A 16869-nucleotide genomic window follows, 5' to 3' on the forward strand; every position below is an offset into this window, starting at 1 on the left:
TGAGGGTCAAGCGCTAATTCCTGAACCCGTGCACCGGCGCGGGGATGAACCCGCCGCGGTGGATGAATTCGTCGTTGCCCGCGGTGTTGACCGGGATGACGGGCGCGTAGCCGAGCAGGCCGCCGAAGTTCACTTCGTCGCCGGGCTTGGTGCCGGGCACTGGGATCAGGCGCGAAGCGGTGGTCTTGTGGTTCATCACGCCGATCGCGGCTTCGTCGGCAATCATGCCCGCGATGAGCTCCGCAGAGGTGTCGCCGGGGATGGCGATCATGTCGAAGCCCACGGAGCAGATTGAGGTCATCGCCTCGAGCTTGTCCATGGAAATGGCGCCGCTGTGAACCGCGTCGATCATGCCCTTGTCCTCGGAGACCGGGATGAAGGAGCCGGACAGGCCGCCAACACGGGAGCAGGCCATCATGCCGCCCTTCTTCACCGCGTCGTTCAGCAGCGCCAACGCTGCGGTCGTGCCGTGCGTGCCCACCTGGTCCAGCCCCATGCGTTCCAGTACGTGCGCCACTGAGTCGCCCATCTCCGCCGTCGGCGCGAGCGACAGGTCCACGATGCCGAAGGGCACGCCGAGGCGCTCCGCAGCCATCGTTCCCACGAGCTGGCCTGCGCGGGTGATCTTGAACGCGGCCTTCTTAATCTCCTCGGCGACCTCGTTCAGGCTCGCACCCTTCAGCGGGGCGATCGCGTTGTCCACCACACCCGGACCAGACACGCCCACCGAGATCACCGTGTCCGGCTCCTCAATGCCGTGGAACGCGCCGGCCATGAACGGGTTGTCGCCCACGGCGTTGGCGAAGACGACCAGCTTGGCGCAGGCGATGGAGGAGCGGTCCGCGGTCGCCTCCGCGGCCTCCTTCACAATTTCGCCCATCTTGGCCACGGCGTTCATGTTGATGCCGGCGCGTGACGACGCCACGTTGACCGACCCGCACACGTTATCGGTGACGCTGAGCGCCTCCGGGATGGAGTAGATCAGCTTCTTATCCGCGGTCGTGCCGCCCTTTTCCACCAGTGCGGAGTAGCCGCCGACGAAGTTAACGCCGAGCTCGCTGGCCGCGCGGTCCAGCGCGCGGGCGATCTCCACCGGGTTGCCGTCCGCGCCCGCCGCCACCAGCGCGACGGGGGTGACGGAGATGCGCTTGTTCACGATCGGGATGCCCAGCTCGCGCTCGATGCCCTCACACACCGGCACCAGGTTGCGTGCGCGCTCCACAACGCGGTCGTACACCGCCTGCGCGGTGGCCTCCATCGTGGGGCGGGTGCAGCCGATGAGCGAGATTCCCATGGTCACGGTGCGGATGTCCAGGCGGTAGTCCTCGATCATGCGGATGACGTCGAGGAACCGCGCGTCTGAAAACTCGAAATTCACTTGCGCCCCTTAGATGTCGTTGATGGCGCTGAACAGGGCCTCGGACTGGATGCGCACGACCATGCCGAGCGGCTTGCCGGCGGCGTCGAAGGCTTCCTGCAGCGCCCCCATGTCCACCTCGCCCTCGGGCAGTGCGACGCGCATGATCATGGTGAAGAAGTCGTCCATGATGGTCTGGGACACGTCGAGGATGTTCAGCCCCTCGTCTGCGGCGGTTTTAGCAACTGCGGCGATGACGCCGGGGCGGTCTTTACCAGTGGTCGTAATAATTGCGTGCATGCGCAAAGTATAGACACTAAATCGTAGCTACGGTTGGTCCCATGGAAACACAGCACGTTCTCGTTCTTGGCGCGGGCGGCAACGTCTCGCGCCACTCCGTCCCCAAGCTCGTAAACGCCGGCCACAGCGTCAGCGCGCTCGTGCGCAACCCGGATGATGTGCAGCAGCTCGTCGACGACGGCGCGACCGCGATTGTCCGCGACCTGACCACCCTCAACCAGGAAGACTGGGCCCGCCTGCTCACGCCGTTCGACGTGGTGGTGTGGTCCGCAGGCGCCGGCGGAGGGTCCGCCGAGCTCACCTACGCTGTGGACCGCGACGCGGCCATGGCCATGATCGACGCGCTCGAGGAGCTCGGCGAGTTCGCCCCGTTTACCGTCATGGTCTCCTACGCCGGCGCCGCCGAGGCCACCACGGAGGACGACGGCGGCTCGTGGTACGCCTACGTCGAGGCGAAGAAGGCCGTCGATAAGCGTCTGCTCGCCTCCGACCTGCCGTACCAGATCCTCGGCCCCACCCGACTCACCGATGATCCGTCAAAGGGCATCGCGCTTCTCGACGACCAAAGGGACCCCGCGTCCGAAACCCCGCGCGAGCTCGTGGCGGATGTGATCGTGGAATCGGTCGGCCGCGGCAAGCAGTTCGAGCGCAACCCGCTCGATTTCGAGGGCGGCGACGCGAAGGTCGCCGACATTTAGTCGAACTGGCCCTCAATGCAGAGCCGGGCGAAGGTGCGCAGCAGCCCATTCGCCCGGCTCACGTCGTGGTTGGGCAGGTCGGCGACGATGCGGGCGTACTCCTCGGCGGGGAAGTATCCGTAGTCGTGGAAGAAATCCATGCGGGTGCGCATGGCGTCGGCGTCCATCTCGGCGTGGAACTGGGTGGCCCACACCCGGTCGGTGTAGCGGACCATCTGCACCAGCCCGTCGGGCCCGGTGGCCACGACGGTGAGGGAATCGGGCACGCGCACCGGGTTCTCTGTGTGCCCGGTCAGGGCGGTGAATGTGCCGCTGGGGCCGGCGAGCGCGTCCTCGGCCACCACGTCCACGGTGGTCGGGCCGGACGGCTCGGGATGGGTGCGACCGACCTCGCCGCCGAGGTGGTCCACCAGCCAGGAAATGCCGAAGCAGACAAAGAAGACGGGCTTGCCCGATTCAACGGTGGCGGACAGGATGTCGTCGATACGCCTGTGCCACGCATCGCGCTCCGGGTTGGTCACATTCAGCGAGCAGCCGCCGACGATGATGCCGCTGACGGGGTCGAGGGGGCCGAGCTCGGAGTCGGGGGAGTCGATGACACGCAGTTCCATGTCCACTTCGCTCAAGCCCGTGGCGCGCAGGGCGTCGTGGTACTCGGCGTGGGCGACGTCCGGCCCGATTTCGCCGTTGCGAAGGGAGAGGAAGAGCAGCTTTGACATAGCGGCAATTCTATACCGCTTAGTCTATTTTTCGGAATTACCCGCGGACTGACTGCTCTACCACGTCGAGCATCTCCTGAAGCCGTTCGGCAGGCTCGCCGGACGCGAGTTTGGTGATGAAGCCCTCGAGCACGGTTTCCAGGTAGGTCTGCACGACGGCGACGGGGACGTCGTCACGCATCTGCTTGTTCGACTCCAGGCGCTTACGGACCGCACTGTCCAGCACCTCCTGGTGCTCGCGCCACCGAGCCTCGAACTCCGGGTCGGTGCGCAGCTTGCGCAGGATTTCGGCGCGGGTGGTGAACCAGTCGTTGGAGCTGCGGTCCACGAGCATGCCGCGCATGACCTCCACCAAACCGCGCTCGCTGACCACCTTGGCCTGCCGCTCGGCGTCCGCCTCCGCGATGGCGAGAAACAGTGTTTCCTTGTCGCCGAAGTGGTGGAAAATCGCACCCCGGGTCTTCCCGGTGGCCTCCTCCAGGCGGGCCACGGTCGCCCCCTCGTAGCCGTAGTGTGCGAAGCAGACACGGGCGGCGTCGATGATCTCGCCGCGGCGGCGCTGCAACTCTTTGTCGCTGACAATCGGCATGAGAGGGTTCCTTCGGGCTCCAATTAGGTGGGAAAGAATGGGGAAGGGGCCCCGCGGTGTGCGGGGCCCCTGAAGCGACGGCCGAAAGCGTGTTAGTTCTTGACCATCTGACGCAGCACGTACTGCAGGATGCCGCCGTGGCGGAAGTACTCCGCCTCACCCGGCGTATCCACGCGCACCACTGCGTCGAACTCGACAGCGTCGGCGCCGTCCTTCTCAGCCTTGACCTGGACCGTGGACGGAATCTCACCGTCGTTGAAGTCCGTGATGCCGGTGATGGAGAAGGTCTCGGTGCCGTCCAGGCCGAGGGACTCGTGGGACTCACCCTCCGGGAACTGCAGCGGCAGCACGCCCATGCCAATCAGGTTCGAGCGGTGGATGCGCTCGAAGGACTCGGCGATGACGGCCTTCACGCCCAGCAGGTTGGTGCCCTTCGCAGCCCAGTCGCGGGAGGAACCGGTGCCGTACTCCTTGCCGGCGATGACCACCAGCGGGATGTCCTTCTCGGCGTAGTTCATCGCGGCGTCGTAGATGTACGCCTGCGGTGCACCCTCCTGGGTGAAGTCGCGGGTGTAGCCGCCCTGCTCGTCCACCAGCTGGTTGCGCAGGCGGATGTTGGCGAAGGTGCCGCGGACCATGACCTCGTGGTTGCCGCGGCGGGAACCGAAGGAGTTGTAGTCCTTGCGCTCCACACCGTTTTCGTCGAGGTAGTTCGCGGCCGGGGTGCCCGGCTTGATGGAGGAAGCCGGGGAGATGTGGTCGGTGGTCACCGAGTCGCCCAGCTTGGCCAGCACGCGTGCGCCCTCGATGTCCTCGACTGCCTCCGGCTCCTCCGGCATGCCGTCGAAGTACGGTGCCTTGCGGATGTAGGTGGAGTCCTCGTTCCAGTCGAAGGTCTTGCCGGTCGGGATGTCCAGACCCTGCCACTGCTCGTCGCCCTTGAACACGTCGGCGTAGTCAGCCTCGTACATTTCGCGGGAGATCGTGCCAGCGATGGTCTCTTCGATTTCCTCGGTGGACGGCCAAACGTCCTTGAGGAAGACGTCGTTGCCGTCGGCGTCCTGGCCCAGCGGCTGGGTCTCGAAGTCGAAGTCCATCGTGCCGGCGATGGCGTAGGCGATGACCAGCAGCGGGGACGCGAGGTAGTTCATCTTCACGTCCGGGGAGATGCGGCCCTCGAAGTTGCGGTTGCCGGAAAGGACTGCGGTTGCGGTGAGGTCGAACTCGTTGACGGCGTCGGACACCTCGGCCGGCAGCGGGCCGGAGTTGCCGATGCAGGATGCGCAGCCGAAGCCGGAAAGGTAGAAGCCGACGGCCTCCAGGTCCTTCCACAGGTCAGCGCGCTCGTAGTAGCCGTCCACGACCTGGGAGCCCGGAGCCATGATGGTCTTGACCCACGGCTTGGCCTTCAGGCCCTTCTCGGCGGCCTTGCGTGCCAGCAGGGCGGCGCCGACCATGACGGACGGGTTGGAGGTGTTGGTGCAGGAGGTCACTGCGGCGATGGCCACGAAGCCGTGGTCCAGGGTGTACTCGCCGCCCTTCGGGGACTCGACGATGACCGGCTTGGACGCGCGGCCCTCTGCACCCTCAGCGGCGGACTCGCCGTTGGCGGCCCAGGACTCGTTGTAGGAGACAGCGTCAACCTTCTCGGCGCGAACCGGCTCGGAGGTGCCCTCACCTGCGGTGTTGTAGTCCGGCAGCTGCTTGCGGAAGGTGTCCTTGGACTCGGACAGCAGGATGCGATCCTGCGGGCGCTTCGGGCCAGCGATGGACGGCTTGACGGTGGACAGGTCCAGCTCGAGGTACTCGGAGTACTCGGCCTCCTCTGCGTCCTGCTCCAGCCACATGCCCTGAGCCTTGGCGTATGCCTCGACGCGGTCGATGTCCTCCTGAGAACGGCCGGTCAGGTGCAGGTAGTTGATGGTCTCCTCGTCGATCGGGAAGATCGCGCAGGTGGAACCGAACTCCGGGGACATGTTGCCGATGGTGGCGCGGTTTGCCAGCGGGATTTCCTTGACGCCGTTGCCGTAGAACTCGACGAACTTCTGCACCACGCCGTGCTCGCGGAGCATCTCGGTGATGGTGAGCACGACGTCGGTTGCGGTCACGCCGGTCGGGATCTCGCCGGTGAGCTTGAAGCCCACGACGCGCGGAATGAGCATGGAGACCGGCTGGCCGAGCATTGCGGCCTCGGCCTCAATGCCACCGACGCCCCAGCCCAGGATGCCCAGGCCGTTTTCCATGGTGGTGTGGGAGTCGGTGCCGATGCAGGTGTCCGGGTAGGCCAGGCCCTCGTTGTCGAAGACGACGCGGGAGAGGTACTCGATGTTGACCTGGTGGACAATGCCGGTTCCCGGCGGGACAACGCGGAAGTTGGAGAAGTTCTCTGCGCCCCAGCGCAGGAACTGGTAGCGCTCCTCGTTGCGCTGGTATTCGATCTCGACGTTCTTGTCGATGGCGTTCTCGGAGCCGAATGCCTCGATGATCACGGAGTGGTCGATGACCATCTCGGCCGGGTTCAGCGGGTTGACCTGGTCCGGGTTGCCGCCGAGGGTGCTGACGGCCTCACGCATGGTTGCAAGGTCGACCACGCACGGCACGCCGGTGAAGTCCTGCATGAGGACGCGGGCGGGGGTGAACTGGATTTCCACGCTCGGCTCTGCCGAGGGGTCCCAGTTTGCGATGGCCTTGATGTGGTCCTCGGTGACGTTCTTGCCGTCCTCGGTGCGCAGGAGGTTCTCTCCCAGCACCTTGAGGGAGTAGGGGAGTTTCTCCATGCCTTCGACGGCGTCGAGCGCGAAGTAGTCGTAAGACTTACCGCCGACCTCGAGCGTCTTCTTGGCACCGAACGAGTTCTTGCTTTCTGCCACGGTGAGCTCCAATTCTCGTCGTATCAAATCAGGGGTTAGCGACCCTATGGTCAAGCCACCAGTCTATGCGACCTTCCATAGTTCCGCGCCCATACTAACAGTACGCCCGTTATGTTTTTGCATTGCGCTTATCGACGCACCTTCGGCCACCACCGTTACACTGCAGAATCGACCACCTGGAATGCTGGACAAAACTCGGGAGAGACGTCAATGCAGAACGAAGCCACTCTTGAAGAGCTCGTCTCTCAGCTCGCGTCCTCCCCGGTGGCGTTCGGCACCGACAACCCGGTCAACGCGGAGCTGGGCCCGGCGTTGCACAACGCTCTCGCCGCCGCCGGCGCAGACTCCTTCGACCCGGCGGGCATGATCGTGCTGGAGCAGACCCCGCCGGTCGTCGCGGACCTACGCGACCTGGCGCAGGACGCGGCTGCCGAAACCGGGCTGGACACGGTGCTGGTGCGCACCCCACAGGTGGCTGTCGGCGTGAGCGATTCCTTGACCCGCGCGCAGGTGGAGCGCGGGGAGCGGGCGATGGTCGCCGAGCCGGACTATGTTGCCGGCGTCCACGCCTTCGCCGACGCGGCCAATTCGTTCTCGTTGAACTGGCCGTTGACCGTGGCGGTCGTCGTGGTGGTGCTGGCCGCGGTCGCTGCAGTGACGGCGTTTTCCGCCCGCCGCGGCAGTTAGGCGACGACAAGCCTTGCGCCTTGACCCGTTGGCTCGCAAACGGTGGTGTGACGAACGTCACATAACGTTCGCGCACCCTAGTATCTGCTGGTGAGACGGGTGTGAATCATGTGAACAGGCTTGACTCGGGAGATTGTTTGTAACAAAAGGGATACAAGTTTGTTGCCTTGACGTATGGTTCCCGTATCGGCTCGCGGGTCGATGGTTGTCACACGCAACGCAATGGCACCGTTAGGGCGCTCTAGTCAAGCGTCCGTGAAGGTTCGGGCATGTGGGGAAGCACGCCGAGTACCAGGTTCCAGGGCATAGCTGTGCCAATCGCGATTCGCGCTGCCGCGTCAGTAGTCAACATCTAGACCGCTCGTGGAACCGCTAGTCACGGCTTTCGCCTGCGCTTTGAAGCCTCGGGTTTTCTTGATCGCCCGAGCGCTGCTGAAGTGTGCGCGACGGGCGGTGTGAGGAGCACCTTCGTGGCTAATCCACAAAGGGGCACCCGGTTTGGTCGTGCGCGAAATGTGCTCGGCGCTACCGCGTGTGCCGCAACTATTTCTTTGGCGGCGGGTCTTGTCAGCCCGGCCGCCAACGGTCAGAGTTCCACCTCCGCGATGGGTGAGCTCGTGACCGCTGTGTCCCGCGCTCAAGCCAACGTCGATGCGCTCAACCTGGACCTCGGCGGCCTGCAGGAGTCCGTCAATCAGTCTTTGGTGGACCTCCACGATGCGCAAGTCAAGGCCGAGCAGGCCCGCCGCGGCAAGGACGAGGCGAAGCGACGTCTCAACGAGGCGCAGGAGCGGGTCGACGTCCTACGCGCCGAGCTCGATGAACTGAGCCGTTCGCAATACCGCGGCGCAAGCCCGAGTGACGCGCTCGTCGCCGTCAGCGGGAAGGACACCCAGCGCGACGTGCTGGACCGTTCGCTTTTCCTGCGACAGCGTTCTGAGGAAAAGCGGGCGAAGCTCGCCGAAGCTGAGCAGGCACGTGCTGAGGCCGCCAACGAGGAAGCCACGCTACGAAAGGCCAGCGAACTCGCCGACGCTTCCGAGACGGAGGCGAAGCAAGCGGAGGCAAGCGCGCGCGAGCTTCTCGACGCAAACCGCGCCGCCCTCGAAGCATCGGTCGCTGAGCGCGATGCCGCCCAGGCCCAGCTGGACACCGCTCAGAAGGAACTGGATCAGCAACGCCCGGCGCAGACCGACGGCGCCCAGGCTGAAGCGCCCCAGGCGCAGCCTGAAACCCCGGACACCGCGACCGCCCCAGCTGAGCCCGACAACGCCATCGCCGCCGACCCGTACGCGGCCACCTTGACTGTGTCCAAGGGCGATACCACCTACGAGGTGCCGGAAGAGGTCGTGGATCTGGTGCGCCAGCGTGTCTCTCACGACGCCCCGGAGGCCCCCGAGCCCAGCCGCGAGGTTGTGGTGGACGCGGTGCGCACCGTTGCGCAGACTTCCTCGGCCAGCGACCTTGCGGCTCTGTCCTCGCAGGGCGGTCTGCCGGCGCTCGACAGCGACACGATCGCCAAGGTCAGTGCTGTCGCGGCCGGAATCGCGATGGTCGGCGGCGTGGCCGCCAATCACGGCTCCTTCGACAGCTTCAACACGGACACCGCCCAGCTTGTCACCGCTTTCGCGGACGGCCTGACCGGCGTGCTGGGCACAGTCGAGCGCAACTCCGACACCGAAGACTCCCTGTCCACCGTGCTGCCCGAGGTGGAGACCGCTGCAGACGTTTCCACCAAGGCGCAGGAGTCTGTCGCTGCTGTGTCGGATTCCTCCCAGGTGGAGGCTGTGATTGCGCGTGCGCAGTCCGCCATCGGCACCCCGTACGTGTGGGGCGGCGGCGACGCCAACGGCCCGACCACCGGCGTGAACGGCGGCTCGGTGTCCGGCTTCGACTGCTCCGGCCTGGTGCTCTACGCGTTTGCGGCCGCCGGCGTGGCGCTGCCGCACTACACCGGCTACCAGTACCAGCGCGGCACGCAGATCCCGGCGAGCGAGGCCCAGCGCGGCGACCTGCTGTTCTGGGGGCCGGGTGGCAACCAGCACGTGGCCATCTACCTCGGCGACGGCACCATGATCGAGGCTCCGCAGTCCGGACAGAACGTCACCATTGCTCCGGTGCGTTGGTCCGGCATGGCTCCGAACGCGGTGCGCCTGCTCTAGCGGGATAAGCTCGAGGGCATGGCTCTCAACGACTACGACGCACTCCTCGTCCTTTCCTTCGGCGGCCCCGAGGGGGAGGGCGAGGTTATTCCTTTTCTTGAGAACGTCACGCGCGGGCGCGGCATCCCGCGCGAGCGGCTGGCACAGGTCGGCGAGCACTACTTCCACTTCGGCGGCGTCAGCCCCATCAACGGGCAAAACCGCGAGCTCATAGCCAACATCGAGGCCGAGCTGTCGGCACGCGGCATCGACCTGCCCGTCTACTTCGGCAACCGCAACTGGCACCCGTTCGCCGAGGACACTGCGAAGCAGTTGCTTGACGACGGCCACAGGAACGTCCTCGTCTTCGCCACCAGTGCCTGGGGCGGGTATTCAGCATGCCGGCAGTACGACGAGGACATCCAGAAAATCCGGGAGGTCACGCCGGAGATCACCTACACCAAGCTCTGGCAGTTCTACGGGCACCCGACATTCGTCGAGCTCGTGGCAGAGGGTTTGCGCGCGGCCGTGGAGAAGGCAATCGGCGACACCCGCGTGCTCTTCACGGCGCACAGCGTGCCCAACGCGGCGGACGAGAACTCCGGCGGGCCGCAAGACCAGCACCTGTACTCGAGGCAGGTTGCGGAGGCGGCGAAGCTCGTCGCAAAGCACGCAGGCGTAGACAGCTTTGAAGTGGTGTGGCAGTCGCGCTCCGGAAACCCCGCGACGCCGTGGCTCGAACCGGACGTGGTGGACCGCGCCCAGGAACTTCAGCGCGACGGCATGGAGCACCTCATCTGCGTGCCTATCGGGTTTATCACCGACCACATGGAGGTTGTCTGGGACCTCGACACAGAGCTGAAGCAGGCGTGCGAGGAGATGCGAGTGACCCTAGAGCGCACCCCGACCGTTGGGCTCGAACCCGCGTTCGCTGGCATGGTGGTCGATATCGTCGAGGCCGTCGGCGCGGAGGTCAAGCCTAAAACCTTGTCTTCAGTCACGGTACAGGGCTGCACCGTGAATGGCGCGCCGTGCAAGGAAGGGTGCTGCGCCCCGGTGAAGCGGCCGGGCCGCTAGCGCGCCCACTCGCGCTGGTAGTCCACCACCGCATCGGCGACACCCGCCATGCGGGCGGAGCGGACGTGGCGCCAGAGCGCGAACAGCTGCGGGTCGAAGGAGTGGTCGTCCAGGCGGTCGGTAACCGTCTCAATCGTCGCCGCCACGCGGTCCGCGCGCGCAAAGAGTTTCGCCGCGCGCGGGGTCACACCGGCGGGAAGCCCCGGGGTGTCGTAGAAGTCCGCGAGTGTGCCCACCGCCAGCCGCGGGTTGGGCAGATCCTTTCGGGTGCCGCCGGCTGCCTCGATCAGCACGGCCGCCTGGTCGGTGGCGCGGGAGAGCAGCTGATCCGCCTCGCCAGGAGACAGCCACTCCGGCTCCGGCAGCGGCTCCGGGTCTTCGAACCAGCGCCAGTTCACGCCGCTACCCGCATACTCCGGCACCAGGATGTGGTGCATGCTGGCCCCGCGCACGACCAGCGCGCCGGCCTGGGTCAGCGCCTCCATCGCGGGGGAACCCGCCCGCAGCCGTGGCGCCTGGCCCGGGCCCCAGAGGATGAGTCTGATTGCTGGGCCGGGGGTGGTGAGGTCGGCGGCGGAGCGGACGTCGTGAAGCAAATGCGCCATGGGCAGGCTGCCGTACGAATGCACGCCTCCGAGGTCCGTGAGCGCGTCGACGGTGTCGTCGGCGGATTCGACGTTGTAGAGCCAGGCCGCCAGCCAAACGGCGGTGTTCTGGAGGGGCGAATAGACTTCGGCGCGCGTGTGCATCCGGGCCAGTGTAACGGGACCGATACAATGCGGACGCATTATGGGAGATAGCCGGTACAGCGGAGACATTTTCAGCGGACACGCGCGAACGAAGCGCCCGACCTACCCGGAGATGCCGGCGGAACCCGGCATCATCGTGGAGATCGTGGGAAACGACTTCGTCGGCGCTGTCGTCGGGTTCGAGCGCACCTACGACGGCGACTTTGTGCGCCTGGAGGACCGCTACGGCACGCAGCGCCTGTTCAAGATGCTCCCTGGCGCGTTCATGGTGGAAGGCCAGCGCGTGACGCTGACCCGCTACGTCGCACCGCGCAACGACGGGCCGAAGCGCTCCAACTCGGGTTCGCGCAAGGTGGAAAACGTCAAGGCCAAAGTCGCCATGCCGTCGCGGATTTGGGTGGAGGGCATCCACGACGCCGCGATTGTGGAGCAGGTGTGGGGCCACGACCTGCGCGTCGAGGGCGTGGTGGTGGAGTACCTGGAAGGCCTGGACAACCTGCAGGAGCGCCTAGACGAGTTCCAGCCCGGACCCGGCCGGCGCATCGGCGTGCTGGCGGACCACCTGATCGAAGGCACGAAGGAATCCCGGCTGGTGGAACACGTCGGCCCGCACGTGCTGGTCACCGGCCACCCTTACGTTGACATCTGGGCTGCAGTGAAGCCGTCTAGCGTGGGTATTCCCGCGTGGCCGGAGGTGCCCTACGGTGAGGACTGGAAGACCGGGGTGTGCCGCCGTCTGGGGTGGTCGGACCCGAAGGAAGGGTGGCGGCGCGTGTCGTCCTCAGTGAGCACCTTCCGCGACCTGGATTCCACGCTCATCGGCGCAGTTGAGCGGTTGGTGGACTTCGTCACCAACCCGGAATTATCCAAAAACGATCTCTAGAACACATGTAAGGTACGTCACGTGGGACCTTTGCTTTGGTTTTTAGCCGCGGCGCTGTTGGCGCTTCTGGAATTGACTGTGGGCGAGCTGACGCTGCTCATGCTCGGCGCGGGCGCGCTGATCACCGCGCTTGTGGCGCTCGGCGGCGTGCCCGCGTGGGCGGAAGTCACCGTGTTCGCCGTCTCGTCCGCACTGTTCTGGTTCTTCCTGCGCCCGACGCTGCGCCGGCGCATGGAGAAGCCGCTGGTGCTGGACGATTCGCCGCGGGCGCTCGTGGGCAGCACAGCCGAGGTGGTCGAGGACATCGTGGGCGGCAAGGGGCAGGTGCGTTTCGACGGCTCCCTGTGGTCCGCCCGCGGCCTCGACCCGGCGGAGACCATCCCGGCGGGATCCCGCGTGACCGTATACGATATTGACGGCCCCGTCGCTGTCGTGTGGAAGGAGCCCTAAATGGGAGGGTTTATCACATTCTTCGTCATCATCGCGCTGGTGGTGGCAATTCTCACCGCGTCAATCAAGCTGATCCCGCAAGGCGAAGCGGCGGTTATTGAGCGCCTCGGCCGCTACACCCGCACCGCATCCGGCGGACTGACGTTCCTCGTGCCCTATATCGACCGCGTGCGTCAGCGCGTGGACACTCGTGAACGCGTGGTGTCCTTCCCGCCGCAGGCCGTGATCACGCAGGACAACCTGACCGTGGCGATCGACACCGTGGTCACGTTCCAGATCAACGACCCGGCCAAGGCGATCTACGGCGTGGACAACTACCTCGTGGGCGTGGAGCAGATTTCTGTGGCCACGCTCCGCGACGTCGTCGGCGGCATGACGCTCGAAGAGACGCTGACCTCGCGCGAAACCATCAACCGCCGCCTGCGCGGCGAGCTAGACGCGGCCACCGCCAAGTGGGGCCTGCGCATCAGCCGAGTGGAGCTGAAGGCGATTGATCCGCCGCCGTCCATCCAGCAGTCCATGGAGATGCAGATGAAGGCGGACCGCGAAAAGCGCGCCATGATTCTCACTGCTGAAGGTAAGCGCGAGTCCGACATCAAGACCGCAGAGGGTGAGAAGCAGGCGCGCATCCTCTCCGCCGAAGGCGAGAAGCACGCGGCTATCCTCGCGGCTGAGGCGGAGCGTCAGGCGATGATGCTGCGCGCCGAAGGTGAGCGCGCCGCTAAGTACCTGGCCGCGCAGGGTGAGGCCCGCGCGATCCAGAAGGTCAACGCCGCAATCAAGTCCTCCGGCGTCACCCCGGAGCTGCTGGCGTACCAGTACCTTGAGCAGCTACCGAAGATCGCCAACAACGACGCGGCGACGATGTGGATGATCCCGTCCCAGTTCGGCGACTCCCTGCAGCAGTTCGCCCGCGCATTCGCCAACAAGGACGACGACGGTGTGTTCCGCTACGAGGCGGAGACTCCGACCGATCAGGACCGCGAACTCGCAGAGTCCGGCAACACCGACCGCTGGTTCGACACCTCCACCGACCCGGAGCTGGCGAAGGCACTCGCCGAGGCGCGTGCGGTGGCCAACAAGCATGTGGATGACCCGGACCCGACCCAGGATTCGGCCGGCGAGAGCACTGCCTCGACCCGCCGCGAGATCACCGCGGTCGAACCGCAGCAGACCGGCTTCGAGCAGGATTTCGGCCGCGACACTGACGTGTCCGAGCCGGTCTCGCGACCCGTTACTCGCCCTGACCAGCAGCCCGAGTAATCAAATTCAGCGCTAGCTGCCACCCGGCCTGTTCCGCGGGCCACCCGGCCGCCTGCAACCGCTGGCTCATCGCCTGCTTGGAGATGCCCAGGGTTGCGGCGGCCTCATTTTGGTTCATGCCGCGTCGCACCAGCGACGTCGCCTCGCGACCCTCGTAGGTGCGCTTGTGCAGCACGTGCGCCATCAGCGCGAAGGTCGCAGCGATGTCCGCGGCTTCAGTCGTCGCATGTTGCCTATCGACGATCACCCGCACCTGGCCCGCCCTTGTCCCGACAGCCTTCGTCGCGGTGGTAGAAGCGTCGCGCGTGGAGCTCTCGCCGTCGCTGATGCCGAGCCCGATGGCCCAGTTGCCGTCCGAAAGCAGCGCCATGATGAGGTTCAGCGCAGCCTCGGCATCGTCGACCTTCGAGCGGATGTCTTCCACCCCGAGCACCTCGAAGCCTGCAACACCGGGCAGACCACTGAGCGCCTCGGCGGAGCGCTCCACCACGGTGGCGCGGGCCTTCTCGCGGCCCCGGTATCTCGCATGCACGGCAATCATGGGCCGTAGCGTACTCCGGTCTACTCTTGGGGCTTGACTCCGACACGTAACCAGTGGGGCCGAGCCCTACAGCCGGATCGTCTAGCGGTTTGCTTCAGTCTGCTAGACGATTCGGAATTGAGCTCGACATTTTCCCAGGTGATATTGAATGCGAGTGTCGATAGCGGGCTGTTCGTCTAGCGGGGATCAGTGGTTGCTAGACGATCAGGTGAGCGGGTGGGCAGACGCGCGTCCAGCAACAGCCCCGCGACGCCGATGACAGCGAGCACCGCCATGATCGCCACGAACACCGGGTCCGCATCGCCGGTGAGCGTGTCGCCGAACAGGGTGACCAGGATCGTGCCGGGCGCAGAACCCACCAGGGTCGCCAGTGCGAACGGGGCGACGGGCACACGGGTGAGCGCCGCGGCGTAGTTCATGATGGAAAACGGCACGGCCGCGATCATGCGCAGGCTCAAGATGGCCAACCAACCACGTTCTTCAAGCCGCCGGTTGATGTTTTCCACGGCCGGGTGCGTCAGGCGCGGCTCCACCCAGTCCCGCAGCAGCGTCCGGACGATGAGGAGAGAAATGATTGCGCTGACCGTCGTGGCTGTCAGTGCGATAAGGATCCCGCGGCCGGTGCCGAACAGGATGCCGGCGGAAACCGTCATCAGGGTCCGCGGGATGGGGAACTGGGTGATCAGCACGTACAGCAGCCAGAACAGGACGGGGAACCAGGCACCGGTCTGATCAGACCAGGTGCGCAAGGTCGAAAGCGGGGGAACGTCGAGAAGCATCCATGCTGCGACGAACAACGCACCGGCCGCAACGATGAGTGCGATCCGGTTCCGGGGTGCCTTCCGCAAACGATTCACCACGCTATCTTCCATCGGGCTGTAGCCTGGAACCAACTTGAGGAGGGGGGCTCATGAGCTCAAATCAACGCTATGCATCGTCCGTCGGCCTGTTTCTACTTTCACTGATATTGACATTCCTTGGAATCGGGGTGACCTATGGGCCGATAGTTCTGTCGCTGGTGTTTTACGGCAGCGCACTCGTCACTGGGTGCATAGCGGCTGCGGGGGTATCAACGGGCGGCGCCGCGCGAACAACGGTGTCCTGCGGGTTCGTCGTTGTGGCAGTCGCGACACCGTGGATCCTCCCGATACTGAAAGCGGAGCCCGCCGGCTATGCAATCGTCATCGGGATATACGGACCCGCCGTCTCCTTCTTGGCCATGTCCTGGGCGTATCTCACTGCGCGTTCCAGCAAGCCGTGGCCGTACATTGCGGCGGTGGTGCTCGCCGTCGTGTTGGTCGCTGCGCCACACAAACTCATGGTTCATGTGGCCCACCTGCTTTGGGGAACCCCGCTGTTCGGGTACATCTGGGTAGCAGTGGTAATCGCCTTCGCCGTTGCGTTTTTCCTGCTCATTGTAGTGCTCAACCGTGGAACCGAGAACCGTCGCCCAGCTGCACAGACAAAGGTGATGATGCCGGATGTGCAAAACTGAGCACGACAACATCCCAGTTGTGCTGTTTCTCCTTTCGTTGCTTCTCGCAATCGTGGTGCTGTGGGTCGATGACGAATCCGTCCAGCTGGCTATTGCTGCAAGGGCAGTGGCCGTGATTGTCGGGTGCATGGCGGCCGTGCGCGCTGGGGGAAAGCAGACAGCGCGCACTGTGGCTGCCTGCGCACTCGTGGTGGTTGCAGTCGCGGTACCCGGGATAGTGTCCGCACCCCAATCGGAGACACCTGGGATGAGCGAGTTCGCCAATATGCTGCTGGGCATCTTCGGGCCCGGATTCACCCTGCTTGGCTTCGCGTGGGCCTATTTGGCTGCGCGGACGGAGAAGGCGTGGATCTTTGGCGCGGCGTTGGTTCCGGCGGGCGGTTTGTCTCCCGCGAGCCAACTGGCCACTGTGTTCATCGTGGGACCGTTAGTGCAAGGGTCCATTTCGGAGTACCACCTGCTTGCGGTGCTTCTTGTGCTCGCCGCGCTCGGGTTTGTGTTCGTTGTGGCGCTGGACCGGCACTTCGAGTTTGAGCATCCGGGCACGGATGGTCTCGGTGGGGGATCGATCGGCTCGATGAACGGGCCCGGCTGGACGTAGCTGTGGGCCGGAAAAATTAAAATCACCCCGCCGCAAGATCTGCGACGGGGTTTTCCGGTGGTGCCCGGAGGGGTGTCTGGTTCGGTGACATCGTTCCGCATGTCTCATGAGATCGTTCCGGTGCCAGCTGCGGGGATGTCTCACCACATCGTTCCGGTGGGCGCACCCTGTGCGGGAAGTGCCCCGCGAGCGTGAAAAGCCATCTCTCGAGACATCGTTCCGCCATGCTTAATCAATGACGAAGGCAGACAAACCAGCACCGAAAATCATCATCGAAACCATGGAAGTCACGGGCATGACTCAAGTCGAAGCCGCCGAGCATTTCGGTGTGACTACCCGCTGGATTCGGACCTTGCAACAGCGCCACCGAGAGTGTCCGATTCTTTGTGTGCGGGGGCTTGGTTTACAAGTAGTCCGCGAATCGGTCGGGGTAAGCCACGGCTAGTTGG

General features: G+C 65.2%; 17 protein-coding genes and 1 pseudogene. 10 read left to right on the top strand and 8 right to left on the bottom strand.

All coding sequences use genetic code 11. The features are described 5' to 3' along the window. Positions 1 to 13: 13 nt before the first annotated feature. Both QP996_RS07585 and QP996_RS07590 read right to left on the bottom strand, forming a co-directional pair. Complete coding sequence (locus tag QP996_RS07585; RefSeq protein WP_284872017.1) at positions 14 to 1378, bottom strand: PFL family protein; 1365 nt, start codon at positions 1376 to 1378, stop codon at positions 14 to 16. A gap of 9 nt (positions 1379 to 1387) precedes the next feature. After that, entirely contained in the window at positions 1388 to 1657 is a 270-nt protein-coding gene (locus QP996_RS07590) for an ACT domain-containing protein (protein ID WP_070473941.1), read from the bottom strand. A gap of 41 nt (positions 1658 to 1698) precedes the next feature. Between QP996_RS07590 and QP996_RS07595 the strand changes: the two genes are divergently transcribed. Next, positions 1699 to 2355, top strand: a complete 657-nt coding sequence (locus QP996_RS07595) for an NAD(P)H-binding protein (RefSeq protein WP_284872018.1) — start codon at positions 1699 to 1701, stop codon at positions 2353 to 2355. On the opposite strand, the gene QP996_RS07600 is transcribed toward QP996_RS07595, so the two are convergent. The 3 genes from QP996_RS07600 to acnA form a co-directional block, all read right to left on the bottom strand. Continuing rightward, a complete protein-coding gene (locus tag QP996_RS07600; RefSeq protein ID WP_284872020.1) occupies positions 2352 to 3074 on the bottom strand; it encodes a glutamine amidotransferase-related protein in 723 nt (240 codons plus the stop codon). The genes QP996_RS07595 and QP996_RS07600 overlap by 4 nt on opposite strands. Before the next feature lie 37 nt (positions 3075 to 3111). Further along, the gene (locus tag QP996_RS07605) at positions 3112 to 3663 is read right to left on the bottom strand and encodes a TetR/AcrR family transcriptional regulator (protein WP_284872021.1); all 552 of its coding nucleotides are present in this window, start codon (positions 3661 to 3663) and stop codon (positions 3112 to 3114) included. Positions 3664 to 3755: 92 nt separating this feature from the next. Next, positions 3756 to 6533, bottom strand: a complete 2778-nt coding sequence (gene acnA / locus QP996_RS07610; protein WP_284872022.1) for an aconitate hydratase AcnA — start codon at positions 6531 to 6533, stop codon at positions 3756 to 3758. A 210-nt stretch (positions 6534 to 6743) separates the two neighbouring features. On the opposite strand from acnA, the gene QP996_RS07615 reads away from it, so the two are divergent. The 3 genes from QP996_RS07615 (at position 6744) to QP996_RS07625 (ending at position 10438) form a co-directional block, all read left to right on the top strand. Next, positions 6744 to 7220, top strand: coding sequence for an Rv1476 family membrane protein (locus tag QP996_RS07615; protein ID WP_284872023.1), 477 nt, complete (start codon positions 6744 to 6746; stop codon positions 7218 to 7220). 470 nt (positions 7221 to 7690) lie between these two features. After that, entirely contained in the window at positions 7691 to 9382 is a 1692-nt protein-coding gene (locus QP996_RS07620) for a DIP1281 family NlpC/P60 protein (RefSeq protein ID WP_284872024.1), read from the top strand. 18 nt (positions 9383 to 9400) lie between these two features. Then, positions 9401 to 10438 carry a ferrochelatase gene (locus QP996_RS07625; RefSeq protein WP_284872025.1) on the top strand — a complete coding sequence of 346 codons (1038 nt, stop codon included), beginning with the start codon at positions 9401 to 9403 and terminating at the stop codon, positions 10436 to 10438. Here QP996_RS07625 and QP996_RS07630 read toward each other — a convergent pair. Further along, positions 10435 to 11187 (bottom strand): Rv1486c family protein, encoded by a 753-nt coding sequence (locus QP996_RS07630; RefSeq protein ID WP_284872026.1) that lies wholly within the window; start codon positions 11185 to 11187, stop codon positions 10435 to 10437. The two genes, QP996_RS07625 and QP996_RS07630, sit on opposite strands and share 4 nt — an antisense overlap. A 40-nt stretch (positions 11188 to 11227) precedes the next feature. Here QP996_RS07630 and QP996_RS07635 point away from each other — a divergent pair, with 40 nt between their 5' ends. Genes QP996_RS07635 through QP996_RS07645 form a run of 3 tightly spaced genes read left to right on the top strand, consistent with a single transcriptional unit; the run spans position 11228 to position 13783 of the window. Then, positions 11228 to 12070 (top strand): DUF3097 domain-containing protein, encoded by an 843-nt coding sequence (locus tag QP996_RS07635; protein ID WP_284872027.1) that lies wholly within the window; start codon positions 11228 to 11230, stop codon positions 12068 to 12070. Positions 12071 to 12091: 21 nt separating this feature from the next. After that, positions 12092 to 12520, top strand: a complete 429-nt coding sequence (locus QP996_RS07640) for an NfeD family protein (RefSeq protein WP_284872028.1) — start codon at positions 12092 to 12094, stop codon at positions 12518 to 12520. After that, complete coding sequence (locus QP996_RS07645; protein WP_284872029.1) at positions 12521 to 13783, top strand: SPFH domain-containing protein; 1263 nt, start codon at positions 12521 to 12523, stop codon at positions 13781 to 13783. Here QP996_RS07645 and QP996_RS07650 read toward each other — a convergent pair. Both QP996_RS07650 and QP996_RS07655 read right to left on the bottom strand, forming a co-directional pair. Next, a complete protein-coding gene (locus QP996_RS07650; RefSeq protein ID WP_284872030.1) occupies positions 13755 to 14324 on the bottom strand; it encodes a MarR family transcriptional regulator in 570 nt (189 codons plus the stop codon). The genes QP996_RS07645 and QP996_RS07650 overlap by 29 nt on opposite strands. 176 nt (positions 14325 to 14500) lie before the next feature. Then, on the bottom strand, positions 14501 to 15196 hold the full coding sequence (locus tag QP996_RS07655) for a TVP38/TMEM64 family protein (RefSeq protein ID WP_284872031.1): 696 nt from the start codon (positions 15194 to 15196) through the stop codon (positions 14501 to 14503). Positions 15197 to 15234: 38 nt separating this feature from the next. Between QP996_RS07655 and QP996_RS07660 the strand changes: the two genes are divergently transcribed. The 3 genes and pseudogenes from QP996_RS07660 to QP996_RS07670 form a co-directional block, all read left to right on the top strand. After that, positions 15235 to 15819, top strand: a complete 585-nt coding sequence (locus QP996_RS07660) for a hypothetical protein (protein WP_284872032.1) — start codon at positions 15235 to 15237, stop codon at positions 15817 to 15819. 247 nt (positions 15820 to 16066) lie between these two features. After that, positions 16067 to 16420: a hypothetical protein gene (locus QP996_RS07665; RefSeq protein WP_284872034.1), complete on the top strand. Its 354-nt coding sequence runs from the start codon at positions 16067 to 16069 to the stop codon at positions 16418 to 16420. Positions 16421 to 16655: 235 nt separating this feature from the next. After that, positions 16656 to 16793 (top strand): annotated as a pseudogene (locus tag QP996_RS07670) (IS481 family transposase); the annotation flags it as partial. Positions 16794 to 16869 lie beyond the last annotated feature (76 nt).

Source organism: Corynebacterium sp. MSK008, from assembly GCF_030232585.1.
Taxonomy (GTDB): domain Bacteria; phylum Actinomycetota; class Actinomycetes; order Mycobacteriales; family Mycobacteriaceae; genus Corynebacterium.